10 protein-coding genes and 2 pseudogenes are annotated in these 15,198 nt (G+C 70.5%); 9 read left to right on the forward strand and 3 right to left on the reverse strand.

Annotation, left to right across the window (positions count from 1 at the left end; translation table 11 throughout):
* Window positions 1-209 precede the first annotated feature (209 nt).
* Window positions 210-1,508, reverse strand: coding sequence for a glutamate-1-semialdehyde 2,1-aminomutase (gene hemL / locus ABZ260_RS11235; RefSeq protein WP_355615681.1), 1,299 nt, complete (start codon window positions 1,506-1,508; stop codon window positions 210-212).
* Between the two features lie 219 nt (window positions 1,509-1,727).
* On the opposite strand from hemL, the gene ABZ260_RS11240 reads away from it, so the two are divergent.
* From ABZ260_RS11240 to ABZ260_RS11250, 3 genes are read left to right on the forward strand one after another with little or no spacing between them, the layout of a single operon-like run.
* Entirely contained in the window at window positions 1,728-3,002 is a 1,275-nt protein-coding gene (locus tag ABZ260_RS11240; protein WP_355615683.1) for a sensor histidine kinase, read from the forward strand.
* 53 nt (window positions 3,003-3,055) lie between these two features.
* Window positions 3,056-5,209, forward strand: coding sequence for a sensor histidine kinase (locus tag ABZ260_RS11245; RefSeq protein ID WP_355615685.1), 2,154 nt, complete (start codon window positions 3,056-3,058; stop codon window positions 5,207-5,209).
* Window positions 5,206-5,847 (forward strand): response regulator transcription factor, encoded by a 642-nt coding sequence (locus ABZ260_RS11250; protein ID WP_355615687.1) that lies wholly within the window; start codon window positions 5,206-5,208, stop codon window positions 5,845-5,847. Before ABZ260_RS11245 ends, ABZ260_RS11250 begins: the two co-directional genes overlap by 4 nt.
* A 24-nt stretch (window positions 5,848-5,871) precedes the next feature.
* Here the strand turns inward: ABZ260_RS11250 and ABZ260_RS11255 are convergent.
* A pseudogene (locus ABZ260_RS11255) lies at window positions 5,872-6,141 on the reverse strand (DNA primase); the annotation flags it as partial.
* Window positions 6,142-6,194: 53 nt separating this feature from the next.
* A pseudogene (locus tag ABZ260_RS11260) lies at window positions 6,195-7,079 on the reverse strand (LacI family DNA-binding transcriptional regulator); the annotation flags it as partial.
* Between the two features lie 154 nt (window positions 7,080-7,233).
* Here ABZ260_RS11260 and ABZ260_RS11265 point away from each other — a divergent pair.
* From ABZ260_RS11265 to ABZ260_RS11290, 6 genes are all read left to right on the forward strand, one after another.
* Window positions 7,234-9,006, forward strand: coding sequence for an ABC transporter substrate-binding protein (locus tag ABZ260_RS11265; RefSeq protein ID WP_355615689.1), 1,773 nt, complete (start codon window positions 7,234-7,236; stop codon window positions 9,004-9,006).
* A 73-nt stretch (window positions 9,007-9,079) separates the two neighbouring features.
* The gene (locus ABZ260_RS11270) at window positions 9,080-10,075 is read left to right on the forward strand and encodes an ABC transporter permease (protein WP_355615691.1); all 996 of its coding nucleotides are present in this window, start codon (window positions 9,080-9,082) and stop codon (window positions 10,073-10,075) included.
* A gap of 46 nt (window positions 10,076-10,121) precedes the next feature.
* Complete coding sequence (locus ABZ260_RS11275; protein WP_355553307.1) at window positions 10,122-10,982, forward strand: ABC transporter permease; 861 nt, start codon at window positions 10,122-10,124, stop codon at window positions 10,980-10,982.
* Window positions 10,983-11,924, forward strand: coding sequence for an ABC transporter ATP-binding protein (locus ABZ260_RS11280; RefSeq protein WP_355615693.1), 942 nt, complete (start codon window positions 10,983-10,985; stop codon window positions 11,922-11,924). It abuts the gene before it with no gap.
* Window positions 11,924-12,808, forward strand: coding sequence for an ATP-binding cassette domain-containing protein (locus ABZ260_RS11285; RefSeq protein WP_355615695.1), 885 nt, complete (start codon window positions 11,924-11,926; stop codon window positions 12,806-12,808). The genes ABZ260_RS11280 and ABZ260_RS11285 overlap by 1 nt, the downstream gene beginning before the upstream one ends.
* The gene (locus tag ABZ260_RS11290) at window positions 12,805-15,162 is read left to right on the forward strand and encodes a glycoside hydrolase family 2 protein (RefSeq protein ID WP_355615697.1); all 2,358 of its coding nucleotides are present in this window, start codon (window positions 12,805-12,807) and stop codon (window positions 15,160-15,162) included. Before ABZ260_RS11285 ends, ABZ260_RS11290 begins: the two co-directional genes overlap by 4 nt.
* Window positions 15,163-15,198: the final 36 nt, after the last annotated feature.

Genomic DNA, 15,198 nt, shown 5'->3' on the forward strand with positions numbered 1-15,198 from the left:
GCATGCTGCAGATCACCGGAGTGGTGGTCCGGGCGGCTTACAAGAATCCGCAACCAGCGCGCCCGCCAGGCCGAAGGCCTGAACCCACAGGACCGCGACCAACGACGGCCGCCCGGAGCACCCGTCCACCGGAGCGCGAACACACATCCGGCAGAACAACAGCCGCCCGGAACACCCACCCGGCAGGAAGAACCCGAACAGACCGCCCGCTAAACGGAAACGGAAGCCGCTGCCTTGGCAGCGGCGGGAAGGGCGTCCGCGATGCGGGAGAGCGCCTCGTCGTCGTGGGCGGCGGACAGGAACCAGGCCTCGTACGCCGACGGTGGCAGGTAGACACCCTGGTCGAGCATCGAGTGGAAGAACGCCCGGTAGGCGGCGGTGTTCTGCCTCTGGGCGGCGTCGAAGTCGACCACCCGCTCGTCCGTGAAGAAGATGGAGAACAGGCTCCCGGCACGCTGCAGGCGGTGCGGCACCCCGGCGGCGGCCAGCGCGTCGGCGGCGGCACGGCCGATGACCAGGGCCGCGGCGTCCACCCGGTCGTAGACGCCCTCGTCGCAGGCGCGCAGGGTGGCCAGACCGGCGGCGCAGGCCAGCGGGTTTCCGGACAGGGTGCCCGCCTGGTAGACCGGCCCCTCGGGAGCGAGGTGGGCCATCACGTCGGCGCGACCGCCGAACGCGGCGGCGGGCAGGCCGCCGCCCATGACCTTGCCAAAGGTCATCAGGTCGGCGTCGACCGGGTCGAGCCCGTACCAACCCGCCTCCGAGACCCGGAAGCCGGTGAGCACCTCGTCGATGATCAGCAGGGCGCCGTGCGCGGTGCACAGCTCCCGCAGCCTGGCGTTGAACCCGTCCAGCGGCGGGACGACGCCCATGTTGGCCGGGCACGCCTCGGTGATCACGCACGCGATCTCGGCGCCGAACGCCTGGAACGCCTCGGTGACCGCCTCGATCGAGTTGTACGGCAGCACCACGGTGTCGGCGGCCGAGGCGCCGGTCACGCCGGGGGTGTCGGGCAGGCCGAAGGTCACCAGGCCGGAACCGGCCGAGGCGAGCAGGGCGTCGACATGGCCGTGGTAGCAGCCGGCGAACTTAATGATCTTGGATCGGCCGGTGAAGCCACGCGCCAGCCGCACCGCGGACATGGTGGCCTCGGTGCCGGAGCTGACCAGGCGGACCTTCTCCACCGGGTCGACCCGGGCGACGATCTCCTCGGCGAGCTCGACCTCGCCGGCCGTCGCCGTACCGAACGAGGTGCCGTCGCGCAGCGCCTCCTGAAGAGCCTCGATCACGGCGGGATGCCGGTGACCGAGGATCATCGGCCCCCACGAGCAGACCAGGTCGACGTAACGGTTGCCGTCCACGTCGGTGATGTAGGGCCCCTGCCCCGACGCCATGAAGCGCGGCGTGCCGCCGACGGCTCCGAAGGCGCGGACCGGGGAGTTGACACCTCCCGGGACGATCTCACGTGCGCGGGCGAACAGGTCCTCGGAGTTCTCAGTACGGCTCACGCCCACCAGGGTAGTCACCGCGGGACGAGCCCCCGCCTGCGGCGTTCCCGCCCCGGGTTCCAGGCCTCGCGTTCGCACCCCGGAGGGACAGAGCCGGGAAGCGCCGCCCGAGCCTTCCCCACCAGACACACCCGCGAACCAGTGAGACCTAGAAAAATCATTCCAGAACGGGACATCTGCCCCGGGACAGCGGGACATCACCTGGGAGATCCTGCCCTCATGGCAGTCACGACGCCCCCCGCACAGCCCCCCGCTGCCCGGCCATCCGGCGTCCACGCCGTGCTCAACGGCGTCCTGGTCTACGGCGCGCTGGCGCTGGTCGCCGGGGGGATCTACTCCGGCCTGACCTGGCTGACCGGCACGCTGTCCGGCGGCGAGGATCCGGTGGCCGGGCTCGTCGCGGCGCTGACCGTGGGCGCGGTCTTCCGCCCGGTACGGCTGCGCCTGCAGCGTGCCGTGAACCGGCTGCTCCGCGTCGAGCACGACCCCTACCGGGTGGCCGACCGGCTGAGCCGCACCCTGCAGGAGGCCGTCGACCCTGCCGAAGGGCTGGCCACCGCCGTGGTACTGGTCCGCCAGGCGCTGCGCGCCGACGGCGTGGCCGTCGAGGTCCACGGCGGAACCGTCGCCGACGGCGAGTTGGGGGAACGGCCGGTCGAGACTCCGCTGGTCTGGCACGGGGAACCGGTCGGACGGCTGCTCAGCAGCGGTCCCGCCCCCGCACCGGACCTGCTGAACGTGCTGGCCCGGCACCTGGCCGAGCTGGCGCACGCCGTACGGCTCACCGCGGACCTCCGGCGGTCCAGGGAGCGCATCCTCACCACCCGGGAGGAGGAACGGCGCCGACTCCGCCGCGACCTGCACGACGGGCTGGGGCCGACGCTGGCCAGCCTGGCGATGACCGTGGACGAGGCCAGGCTCCGGCTGGAGCGGGATCCCGAGGCCGTGGAGGGGCTGCTGATCCGCGTGCGCGACCAGATGGGCGCCGCGATCGTCGACGTCAGGGACCTGGTGTACGGTCTGCGCCCGCCCGCGCTGAAGGACCTCGGCCTGGCCGGCTCGCTGAGCTCGCTGGCCGACGCGCCGGGGCCGCGGGTGGACGTCGCGCTGGCCGGTCGGCTGGAGGACGTACCCCCGACGGTGGAGGTGGCGGCCTACCGGATCGCCCAGGAGGCGCTCACCAACGTCCGCCGGCATGCCCAGGCCACCACCGCCCTGGTACGGGCCGAGGTGGTACGGGCCAAAGGCGTCGGGCCCATGGTCACCGGAGGCGGATCCGGCGGCATGGCAGACGCTGCGACGGCGGGCGGCGAGTTACGGCTCTCGATCGCCGACGACGGGATCGGCCTGCCGGAAAAGGTCCGCGGTGGCGTGGGCCTGCGCTCCATGCGCGAGCGGGCGGCAGAGACGGGCGGCTCGTGCACGATCGGGCCGCGTCCGGGCGGCGGCACCGAGGTCGTCGTCCGGCTACCCCTCGGAACGGAAGCGCCGTGACCTCCTTCACCGACGAAGACCTCACGACCTCATTCACGGACAACGGAGCCGGCATGACCTCCCCCGCGACCGCAGCCACCGTGACCGTCCCCGGGAACGAGGACGGAACGACCTTCCCCGGGAACGGAGGCGGAACGACCTCCTCCACCAGCGGAGAGCCTACGGTCTCCCCCACGACCGCAGAGGCCGTGACTTTCCCCAGGGACGAGAACTCCATGACCTCACCGGCAGACGGAGGCGCCGCGGGGAACCGGCGGCGGACGGCGCTGGCCGTTCTCGTCTGGACCGGTGCGGTGCTGGCGCCGGTCTGCAACCTCCTGGCGATCCGGCTGGCCGAGCTGAGCGCCTCGACCTGGCGCGAGGACTTCATCACCCTGGATCCGACGGTCTTCCTGTTCCCGGTCGCCGGCGCGTTCCTCATCACCCGCCGGCCCCGGCTGCTCGTCCCCTGGCTGCTCTGGGCCAGCGGGGTGGCCGGTGGCCTCTACTACCTGGTCTACAGCGCCGCCCACTGGTTCTACCTCACCGACCCCGGAGGGATCACTCCCTACCTCGGGTGGCTGGCGCTGTGGCTGTGGCTGTGGCACGTTCCGGTGTTCATCTCGCTGCTGCCGCTGCTCTTCCCCGACGGCCGGCTGCCCTCCCGGCGCTGGCGGCCGGTCCTGTACGCCAACCTGGTCCTCATGGTCGGGCACTCGCTGTTCCTGGGACTGGCCCCGGATCCCGAGTTCGAGCTTCAGCTCCCGATCGCGAACCCCTTCGGCGTCGAGGCGCTGCGTGAGATCTCCCCGATCGTGGAGTCGTACATCGGCGGCCCGATGATGGCGCTCACCGCGCTCGGCGTGCTCTCGCTGGTCTTCCGCTACCGGGCGGGCGACACCGAGCTCCGGCGCCAGATCGCCTGGTACGTCGGCGCGCTGGCGGTGCTCCTGCTCTCCTGGATCCTCCGGGTGGCGACCGGCTCCTGGCTGCTGAAGGCCACGGAGACCCTCTTCATGGCCGGGGTGCCCCTGTCGATCATCGCGTCGGTGCTGCGCTACCGCCTCTACGGCATCGACGTCGTGCTCAACCGGGCGCTGGTCTACGGCTCCCTCGTCGCGGTCACCGGAGGCGTCTACTTCGGGCTGATCTGGCTGGCCGGTGCCCTGGCCAGCGACCTGGGCCAAGGCGCCGGGCTGATCTCCGCACTGGCCGTGGGCGGTCTCTTCCACCCGGCACGGCTACGCCTGCAGCGGTTGGTGGACCGGGCCTTCGCCGTCGAGCGCGACCCCTACCGGGTCGTCGGCCTGCTCGGCCGTACCGGGCAGGGGGCGCAGGACCCGGCGGCGGCCCTCGGCGAGGCCGTGGCCCTGATCCGCGGGGCGCTGGGAGCCACCGGGATCGGCGTCGAGGTCCGTACCGGGCGGGGCGCGACGCGCGTGTTCACCGACGGGGAGCTTCGGCCGGGGGCGGCGGAGACGCCGCTGTTCTGGCACGCGGACTGGGTCGGAACCCTGATGGTGGCGGGGGTCCGGCCGGGCCGCGAGCCGATGGAGGTGCTCGCCAGGCACCTCGCCGAGCTGGCGCACGCCGTACGGCTCACCGCCGACCTGCACCGCTCCCGGGAACGCATCCGGTCCACCCGCGACGAGGAGCGCCGCAGGCTGGGCAGGGAGCTGCACGACGGGCTCGGCCCGGCGCTGACCAGCGTCACGTTCGCCCTCGATGAGGCGCGCAGAAGGCTCGACACCGACCCTCGGGCCGTCGAGAAGCTGCTGGTCCAGGTCCGCAAGGAGATGATCGCGACGATCGCGTCGGTCCGCGAGCTGGTGTACGGCCTGCGCCCGCCCGCGCTGGACGACCTGGGTCTGGAGGGCGCGCTGCGGGCAACGGCCGGAGAGACCGCGGTGACCGTGGACGGCCCGCTGGCCGACCTGCCCGCGGCCGTCGAGGTCGCCGCCTACCGCATCGCCCAGGAGGCGCTCACCAACGCCCGCCGCCACGCCGGCGCGACCACCGTCCTCATCCGGCTGCGCCGCCTGCCGGGTGAGCTGCGCGTGGAGGTCGCCGACGACGGGATCGGCCTGCCCGAGAACCCGGTCGCGGGCGTGGGACTGACCTCGATGCGCGAGCGGGCGGCAGAGGTGGGAGGCTCATGTGTGATCGGCCGCGGGCCGGGCGGCGGCACGGAGGTGATCGCCAGGTTGCCGGTGGAGGAGACCGAGTGATCACGGTACTGATCGTGGACGACCACCCGATCTTCCGGCAGGGTCTCCGCGGCCTGCTCGGAGCCATGGACATCGAGGTCGTCGGGGAGGCCTCCGGCGGCCAGGAGGCCGTGGTGCTGGCCGCCGAGCTCCAGCCCGACGTGGTCGTGATGGACCTGCAGATGCCCGGCGGCAACGGCATCGAGGCGACCAGGACGATCATCAGGACCAGCCCGCGGATCGGGGTACTGGTACTGACCATGTTCCGCGACGACGACTCGGTGTTCGCCGCGATGCGCGCCGGGGCGCGCGGTTACCTGCTCAAGGAGGCCGGCGCCGAGGAGATCGCCCGCGCTGTACACGCCGTCGCCGCCGGCGAGGCCATCTACGGGCCCGAGATCGCCCGCCGCGTCCTGGCCTACTTCACCGGCATGCCCGATCCGTCACGTATCGCCTTCCCCGAACTCACCGAGCGGGAGCGGGAGGTGCTCGGGCTGGTCGCCCAGGGCAAGGGCAACAGCGAGATCGCCGGGCTCCTCTTCCTGTCCGGCAAGACCGTGCGCAACCACGTCTCCAACATCTTCATGAAGCTCCAGGTGGCCGACCGCGCCCAGGCGATCGTCCGCGCCCGCGAGGCCGGCCTGGGGGGCTCTCCCTGACCGGGCGGCTGCTCCGTACCGGAGTCACTCGCAGACGTCGGCGAGAAACTCCAGGACGCGGAGCGGATCGGGCAGCGGGCGGCCGTCCGGCGGGCGCAGCCACGAGCAGTGCTGGCCACCGGGCAGGAGCGAGGGCGGGGCGAGGACGTAGCTGTCGCGGCAGTGCCAGCGCAGGCCGGGCATCTCGTCGATGGTGGACGGGCCGAAGTCGAGGGCGCAGGACCACCACTCGTCCTCGTCGTCGGAGACGTTACGGGTGGCCACATAGAACAGGGCCCGGTCGCCGTTGACGGCGCGCCGGAGACGAGGGCGAGGAGATGGCGGGCGGCGTGGGCGCCGTAGGCGGAGATGTCGCGGCTCAGGGCGGTGAGCGGGGGGCGGACGACCCGGGAGAGGGGTGAGTCGTCCCAGGCGACGATGGACAGGTCGCGGGGCACGTCCAGGCACAGGTCCTGGGCGGCGGACAGCCCGGCGACGGCCATGATGTCGTTGTCGTAGACGATCGCGGTGGGCCGGGAGGGCGAGCTCAGCAGGCGCCGGGTGGCGCGGGCGCCCTCCTCACCGGTGTAGTCGGTGTGCACGGTCACGTGCTCGGCGACGCCGTCGCAGGCCTCGGCGAAGGCGTGGTCGCGCAGCACGGTGTGGGCCAGGCGCGGCAGCCCGGCGACCCTGGCGATCCTGCGGTGGCCGAGCGCGACGAGATACTCCACGGTCTCGTGGACGGCACCGCCGTCGTCGGACCAGATGGGCAGCAGCGACCCGGCCTCCGAGGGATGGCCGATCACCACGGCCGGCAGGCCGAGTGACTCGAACTCGGGGATGCGGGGGTCGCCCACGTGCAGGTCGACCAGGATGGCGCCGTCGACGCGGCCCTCACCCCACCAGCGGCGGTAGACCGCGACCTCCTGCCCGTGGTCGGAGACCACCTGCAACATGAGCGCGTACGAGCGGGCCGAGAGCTCGCCCTCGATGCCGCTGATGAGCTCCATGAAGAACGGTTCCACGCCGAGCGTGCGCGCCGGGCGGCACATGGCCAGGCCGACGGTGTGGGATCGCGCGCCGTTCAGGGCGCGGGCCGCGCTGTTGGGGCGCCAGCCGATCTCCTCGGCGATCGCCAGGATCCTGGCCCGGGTGCTCTCCGACACGCCGGGCTGCCCGTTGAGCGCGTACGAGACGGCCCCCTTGGACACCCCGGCCCGTCTGGCGACGTCCGCGATCGTCGGTCGTTTCATGATCTCCTCCGCGATTTCAGCTGAACCGGTCCAGTCGCCTATTGACAGTGCCGACACGTGGACTTTACGGTCACGATACTTATCCGGCTCAGCAAACGCATGCGGTCGCGTTTAGTTATTTGGGAGCGCTCCCATGTTGGAGAGGAGAACATAGATGCGGATTCGACGAAGGTTCGCGATCCTCGGGGTGGCGGCCTGCATGGTCGCGGCCGGGTGCACGGGAGGGTCGACGACGCCGTCCGCTCCGAGCGAGGCGCCGCAGGGATCGGGCGCCGCGGCCCCCTCGGCGGGGGCGGGGGCGGCGAACGCCGCGTTCCCCCGCAACGAGACCCTGTACACCAGCGGCACCCAGTGGGGCCCGCCGGCCAACTGGAATCCGCTGCGGACCTGGGACTCGGCCACCGGCACCAAGGGGCTCGTCTACGAGACGCTCTTCCTGTACGACCCCCAGACCGACAAGTTCACCCCCTGGCTGGCCGAGAGCGGCACCTGGACGGACGACAAGACCTACGACCTCAAGCTCAGGCAGGGGGTCACCTGGGCCGACGGCAAGCCCTTCACCGCCGACGACGTGATCTTCACCGTCGAACTCGGCAAGATGAAGACCGTTCCCTACGCCAACCTGTGGACCTGGCTGGAGAAGGCCGAGGCGGTCGACCCGGGCACCGTCAGGTTCACCTTCTCCAAGGCCAACTACCAGCAGTGGGCCAACTGGGTCTACAACAACGCGATCGTGCCCAAGCACATCTGGGAGGGCCGCTCCGAGGACGAGGTGATGAACGGCGTCAACGAGAAGCCGGTCGGCACCGGGCCGTACACCTACCACAGCCACGACCAGGACCGGATGGCCTGGGTCAAGCGCGACGGCTGGTGGGCCACCGCGGCACTGGGCAAGGACGTCAAGCCCAAGTACGTCGTCGACATCGTCAACTCCAGCAACGAGGTGGCGATGGGCCTGCTGCTGCAGAAGGGCCTGGACCTCAGCAACAACTTCCTGCCCGGCGTGGCCAACCTGGTCCAGGGCAACTTCGGCGTCAAGACCTACTACCCGGAGCCGCCGTACATGCTCTCGGCCAACACGGCCTTCCTGGTGCCCAACACCACGAAGAAACCGCTGGACGACCCCGCCTTCCGCAAGGCGATCGCCAACTCCATCGACACCAAGAAGATCGTCGAGGGTGTCTACGGCAACCTGGTCAAGGCGGCCAGCCCCACCGGGCTGCTGCCCCAGTGGGACAAGTACGTCGACCAGGCCGTGGTGAGCGAGAAGGGCTTCTCCTTCGACACCAAGAAGGCGAAGAAGCTGCTGGCCGACGCCGGATACAAGGACGGCGACGGCGACGGGTTCGTGGAGAACAAGGACGGCTCCAAGGCCGCGCTGAAGATCATCGTTCCGGCCGGGTGGACCGACTGGATGGAGGCGAGCCGGGTCATCGCCGAGGGTGCCAAGGCGGCCGGGATCGACCTCACCGCCGAGTTCCCCGACTACAACGCGCTGGTCGACCAGCGCGGGTCCGGCAAGTTCGACCTGCTGCTCAACAACGAGCGGCAGCTGTCCAACACCCCCTGGATGTACTACGACTACATGTTCCAGCTGCCGATCAACAAGCTGCAGAACACCGTCAACTTCAGCCGCTACGAGAACAAGAAGGCCTGGGACCTGGTCCAGGATCTCGACGGCAAGAAGACCGACGACGTCGAGGGCATGAAGCAGGTCGCCTCGGAGATCCAGAAGATCCAGCTCGACGATCTGCCGGTGATCCCGCTCTGGTACAACGGCCTGTGGGCGCAGACCAGCAACGCGGTCTGGACCAACTGGCCCTCCTCCGACCCCGCGACGCCCAAGAGCCCGCCGACCATGTGGCGTAACTGGCTGGAGCTGGGCGGGGTGCTGACCCTGACCGAGCTGAAGCCCGCCGGCGGCTGATCCCCCGCGATTCTCGCCCCCTCCCCGCGCGCGGCGCGGGGAGGGGCTCATCTCGCCGATTCGGGAGGATCGCGTGCGACGCTATTTCGGCCGGAAGCTGCTCGTGTACGGGCTCACCTTCCTCGTGGCCGTCACGATCAACTGGATGATCCCGCGCTTCATGCCGGGAGACCCGGTCCAGAGCATGCTGGCCAGGGCCAACGTGTCACAGCCCGCCGCCGTCGAGGCGATGCGCGCCCACTACACGAGCCTGTTCGGGCTCGACCTGCCGCTCTGGGAGCAGTACGGCAACTTCTGGGCCGCGCTGTTCCGGGGTGACCTGGGGACCAGCATCTGGCTGTTCCCCACCCCGGTGACCGACGTCATCATCCGGGCGGTGCCGTACACGCTGGCACTGCTCATCCCGTCCATCCTGCTCAGCTGGTGGGCGGGCAACAGGTTCGGCGCCTTCGCCGCCAGGCGCAGGTGGCTGGACAACACCGCGCTGCCGATCGGGTACGTGCTCACCGCGACGCCCTACATGTGGCTGGCGATCCTGCTGGCCTGGGGGCTGGGCATCGTGGCGGGGATCTTCCCCGTCTCCGGCGGCTACAGCTTCGCCATGCGGCCCAACTGGTCGTGGGAGTTCGTCGGCAACCTGGCGCTGCACTGGTTCCTGCCGTTCGTCTCGCTCTTCCTCGTCGCGTTCGGAGGCTGGGCGATCGGCATGCGCAACATGATCATCTATGAGCTGGAGGCCGACTACTCCACCTATCTGTCCTCGCTGGGGGCCTCCCAGCGGCTCATCCGGCGCTACGCCTTCAGGAACGCGGTGCTGCCGCAGATCACCGGCCTGGCCCTGCAACTCGGCGTGCTCGTGGCCGGAGCCCTGGTCACCGAGATCGTCTTCTCCTATCCGGGGCTCGGCCACCTGATCCTCCAGGCGATCCAGAACCAGGACTTCTTCCTGCTGCAGGGGACCTTCCTGTTCATCGTGGTGGGCGTGCTGGTCGCCAACTTCATCATCGACATCGTCTACGTCCTGGTCGACCCGCGTACCAGGACCGGGATAGGAGGGGAGGCGGCATGACCGGCATCTCCGCGAACCGGCCCGCGGCCGAAGGAGGCGGGGCGTCATGACGGCCGTGCCCACCAGGCGCAACGAGGGTCTGTACTTCGCGCTGCGCAACGGGAAGCTGCTGGCCGGACTGGTCGTGCTGGTCCCGCTGCTCGTCCTGGCCGCCGCCGCCCCGCTGATCGCGGGGGGCGACCCGAACGCCTACGTCGCCACCCCGGCCTCGCCGCCCTCGGCCGAGCGCTGGTTCGGCACCACCATGTTCGGTCAGGACATCTTCGCCCAGTTCGTCTACGGCCTGCGCGTCACCTTCATCGTGGGGCTGCTCGGCGGCGGGCTGGCCGCGATCATCGGGATGGCGATCGGCTTCACCGCCGGATACCGGGGCGGCCTGGTCGACGAGGTGCTGAACATGCTCACCAACATCGTCCTGGTCCTGCCCGCGCTGGCGGTGCTGCTGATCGTCAACGCCTACCTCGGGGTCCGCAGCGTCGGCGTGCAGGCGCTCTTCATCGGGCTCACCTCCTGGCCGTGGGCGGCCAGGGCCATCAGGGCCCAGACGTTCTCGCTGCGCTCGCGCGACTTCGTGGACCTGGCCAAGCTCAGCGGCGTGCGCACCTGGAAGATCATCGCCAGGGAGATCGCGCCCAACATGAGCTCGTACCTCTTCATGACCTTCATCCTGCTGTTCGGCGGGTCCATCCTGATCGCCGCCTCGCTGGACTTCATCGGGCTTGGCCCCAGCGAGGGTGTCTCGCTCGGCCTGATGCTCAACAACGCGGCCCGCTGGAGCGCCCTGCACCTGGGCATGTGGTGGTGGTTCATCCCGCCGGGAGCCGGGATCACCGCCATCGTCGGCGCCCTGTACGTGATGAACGTCGGCCTGGACGAGGTCTTCAACCCGAAACTGCGGGAGCTGTAGATGACTCTGCGTGTGGACGACCTCAGGGTCCACTACAGGACTCTGCGCGGCGAGGTGAAGGCGCTGGACGGCGTCAGCTTCGGCGTCGGCGACGGCGAGATCCTCGGCCTGGCCGGCGAGTCCGGCTGCGGCAAGACCACCCTCGGCAAGAGCCTGATCAGGATGGACGGCCGGATGCGGCTGGCCGGGGGCACCGTCTCGCTGGACGGCGAGGAACTGCCCATCGGCGACGACCGGCGGATGAACCCCTTCCGCTTCAAGCGGGTGTCGCTCATCCCGCAGTACTCCATGAGCGCGATGAACCCCACCCGCAGGATCGGCAGGATGATCACCGAGCTGCTCGCCTCCCGGGGGGAGAGCGTGGACACAGCCGAGCTGGAGCGCCGGCTGGACCTGGTGGAGCTGCCCCGCGACATCCTGGGGCGCTACCCGATCGAGCTGTCCGGCGGGATGAAGCAGCGGATGGTGATGGTCATCTCCACGCTGCTCGACCCCTCCCTGCTCATCGCCGACGAGATCACCTCCGCGCTGGACGTGTCCACCCAGAAGGCCGTGGCCAGGACCCTGGTGGAGTTCCGGGACCGGGGCTTCGTGCGCAGCATGATCTTCGTCACCCACGACATCTCGCTGACCTACCAGATCGCCGACACGATCATGGTCATGTACGCGGGGAGGCTGGCCGAGAAGGCACCCGCGAGCGTGATCGTCAGCGAGCCGCGCCACCCGTACACCCGGATGCTGATCTCCTCGCTGCCCGAGGTCGGGGTCCGCCACGCGGAGCGCAGGCTCTCCGGCATCCCCGGGCGGCCGCCCTCGCTGCTCGATCCGCCGCAGGGCTGCCGGTTCAGGGACCGCTGCCCACTGGCCTTCGACAGGTGCGCCGAGGACCCCCCGCTCATCGAGGTCGCCCCCGGCCACCACGTCGCTTGTTGGAAGGCGTAATGCTGAGTCTCGAAGGGGTCACCAAGACCTACCGAGTGGGTGCCTTCGGCACCGCGACCCTCACCGCCGTCGACGACGTGAGCCTCGACCTCGCGCCAGGGGAGGTGGTCTCCCTCATCGGCGAGAGCGGCAGCGGCAAGACGACCCTCGGCAAGACGGTCCTCGGGCTGCTCACCCCGACGCGGGGCAGGATCACCCTCGACGGAGCCCCCGCGCGGCCGGGAAAGGCGTACTACCGGCACGTGCAGGGCGTCTTCCAGGACCCGTTCAGCTGCTACAACCCGGTCTTCAAGGCCGACCGGGTACTTAAGATGATCAAGGACGAGTACTTCCCCGGTGTCGCGGCCTCCGAGTGGGAGGGCAGGATCGAGAAGTCGCTCAAGGACGTCGGCCTCGACCCCGGGCAGGTCCTGGGCCGATATCCGCACCAGCTCAGCGGTGGCCAGCTGCAGCGCCTGCTGATCGCCAGGGCGCTGCTGCTCGACCTCAGGTACCTCGTCGCCGACGAGATCACCAGCATGCTCGACGCCTCCACCAGGATCGACGTGCTCAACCTGCTCGCCGACCTGAAGTCGCGCGGCCTCGGGGTGCTGTTCGTCACCCACGACCTGTCGCTGGGCAACTACATCAGCGAGCGGGCCGTGGTCCTGTACCGGGGGCAGGTGGTGGAGTCCGGTCCCACCGACGCGGTGTTCGGCAACCCCCTCCACCCGTACACGACCAAGCTGCTGTCCTCGGTGCCGAGGCTCACCGCCCGGTGGGACGGCGGCGATCCCGCCGTCCCCGCCGAGGACGTCTCAGCAGGGCCCTCCACGCTGGTGGAGGAGGAACCGGGGCACCTCGTCCGGCGGGGCGACACCACACTGACAAGGAGCGTGAGTTGACGACGGTTAGGGCACTGCACGAGGGCTGGACCCTGCATCAGGCGGGGGGCGGGATCTCCCGCGTCCCGGCCACGGTGCCGGGATGCGTGCACACCGATCTGCTGGCCGCCGGGCTCATCGAGGACCCGTACCTGGACGACAACGAGAGGCGGCTGACCTGGATAGGCCGCTCCGACTGGGACTACGAGACGGTCTTCACCTGGAGCGCCGATTCCCACGACCGTACCGACCTGGTCTGCGAGGGCCTGGACACGGTCGCCACGGTCGAGCTCAACGGTGTGCGGGTCGCGGCCACGGCCAACCAGCACCGCTCCTACCGCTTCGCCGTGCGGGAACTGCTGCGCGAGGGCGAGAACACGCTGCGGATCCGGTTCGCCTCCCCGCAGGCCTACGCCGAGGCGCGCCGGGCCGAGCTGGGGGCGCGGCCCGGCGCCTATGCGGCGCCGTATCAGTTCATCCGCAAGATGGCCTGTAACTTCGGCTGGGACTGGGGGCCGGCCGTGGTCACCTCCGGTATCTGGCGGCCGATCGGGCTGCACTCCTGGAGCGGGGCCAGGCCGGCGTCGGTGCGGCCGCTGGTGAGCGGGGACGGCCGCGTCGAGGTGCACGTCACGCTCGAGCGCGCCACGGACGTCCCGGTGACCGTGAGGGCCTCGGTCGCGGGTGTCGAGCGCGAGGTGCGGCTGGCCGCCGGCGAGTGCGAGGCGGTCCTGGAGCTGCGGGTGCCGGAGCCGCGGCGGTGGTGGCCGCGCGGCTACGGCGCACAGCACCGCTACGAGCTGGTGGTAGGCCTCGGCGAGGAGACCTGGAGGGGCCGGATCGGTTTTCGTGACGTGCGCCTGGACCGGGCGGGCGACGGGTTCACGATCGTGGTCAACGACGTGCCGGTCTTCGTGCGCGGCGTCAACTGGATCCCCGACGACTGCTTTTCGGCCAGAGTCACCCGCGAGCGGCTGGCCGAGCGCTTCGGCCAGGCCGTCGGGGCGGGCGTCAACCTGCTGCGGGTCTGGGGCGGCGGCCTGTACGAAAGCGAGGACTTCTACGACCTGGCCGATGAGCTGGGCCTGCTCATCTGGCAGGACTTCCCGTTCGCCTGCGCCGCCTACCCCGAGGAGGAGCCGTTGGCGAGCGAGGTGGAGGCCGAGGCGCGTCAGAACGTCACCCGGCTGTCCTGGCGCCCCTCGCTGGTGCTGTGGTGCGGCAACAACGAGAACATCGAGGGCCACGCCGACTGGGGCTGGCGCGAGGAGTTGGGGGAGAAAAGCTGGGGGGCGGGTTTCTACTACGACCTGCTGCCCTCGATCGTCGCCGAGCTGGATCCCACCCGCCCCTACTGGCCGGGCAGCCCCTACTCCGGTGACCCCGATCTGCCGCCCAACGACCCCGCGCGCGGCACCGTGCACATCTGGGACGTGTGGAACCGTGAGGACTACACCCGCTACGGCGATTATCGCCCCCGCTTCGTGGCCGAGTTCGGCTTCCAGGGCCCGCCCGTCCACGCCACGCTGCGCGGGGCGGTCAGCGACGATCCGCTCACCTCCACCTCGCCCGGCGTGCTGCACCACCAAAAGGCGCACGAGGGCAACGCCAAGCTGCTGCGCGGCCTGGGTGAGCACCTGCCCCGGCCGCAGACCTTCGACGACTGGCACTATCTGACCCAGCTCAACCAGGCGCGCGCGGTGGCTTTTGGTATCGAGCGCTTCCGGGCGCTGGCGCCGTACTGCGCGGGCACGATCGTCTGGCAGCTCAACGACTGCTGGCCGGTCACCTCCTGGTCGGCCGTCGACGGCGCCGGGCGGCGCAAGCCGCTGTGGTACGCGCTGCGCCGTGTCTACGCCGACCGCCTGCTCACCGTCTGCGACGGGGTGGTGGCCGTGGTCAACGACGGCCCGCAGCCGTGGTCGGGTGAGTTGGAGCTGCTGCGGCTCGGCCTGGGCGGGGAGGTGCTGGCCAAGGAGAGGGTCGCGGTCGAGGTGGCACCCCGTTCGGTGGCCAGGGTCGGGCTGCCGGACTCGGTGGCCGTCCCCGGGGACCCGTGTGCCGAGCTGCTCTCGGTAGGGCTGGGTGAGCACCGGGTGCTTCGCTTCTTCGTCGAGGACCCGGAGGTCGCCTTCCCGGTGGCGGCCTACGACACCGAGGTCGTCCCTTCGGTCGGCGGCCTGGATGTCACCGTCACTGCCCGTACCCTCCTGCGCGAGCTGGCCCTGTTTCCCGATCGCCTCGATCCGGCGTCCTGGGTGGACGACATGCTGCTGACCCTGCTTCCCGGTGAGAGCGTCACCCTGCACGTGACGGGCTCGCCCGATCCGGCCGCTCTCGTCACCCGCCCGGTGCTCCGCTGCGTCAACGACTGAACGTCCCCCGGGCCGCCTCCATGGGCGGCCCGGTCA

It is taken from the genome of Streptosporangium sp. NPDC006013 (genome assembly GCF_040614275.1).
Classification (GTDB): Bacteria; Actinomycetota; Actinomycetes; order Streptosporangiales; family Streptosporangiaceae; genus Streptosporangium.

Bases quoted from the DNA above. Each gene is read 5' to 3' on its own strand.
- ABZ260_RS11240 (WP_355615683.1), top strand. From the start codon at position 1,728: ATGGCAGTCACGACGCCCCCCGCACAGCCCCCCGCTGCCCGGCCATCC.
- ABZ260_RS11245 (WP_355615685.1), top strand. From the start codon at position 3,056: ATGACCTCCCCCGCGACCGCAGCCACCGTGACCGTCCCCGGGAACGAG.
- ABZ260_RS11265 (WP_355615689.1), top strand. From the start codon at position 7,234: ATGCGGATTCGACGAAGGTTCGCGATCCTCGGGGTGGCGGCCTGCATG.
- ABZ260_RS11275 (WP_355553307.1), top strand. From the start codon at position 10,122: ATGACGGCCGTGCCCACCAGGCGCAACGAGGGTCTGTACTTCGCGCTG.
- ABZ260_RS11280 (WP_355615693.1), top strand. From the start codon at position 10,983: ATGACTCTGCGTGTGGACGACCTCAGGGTCCACTACAGGACTCTGCGC.
- ABZ260_RS11285 (WP_355615695.1), top strand. From the start codon at position 11,924: ATGCTGAGTCTCGAAGGGGTCACCAAGACCTACCGAGTGGGTGCCTTC.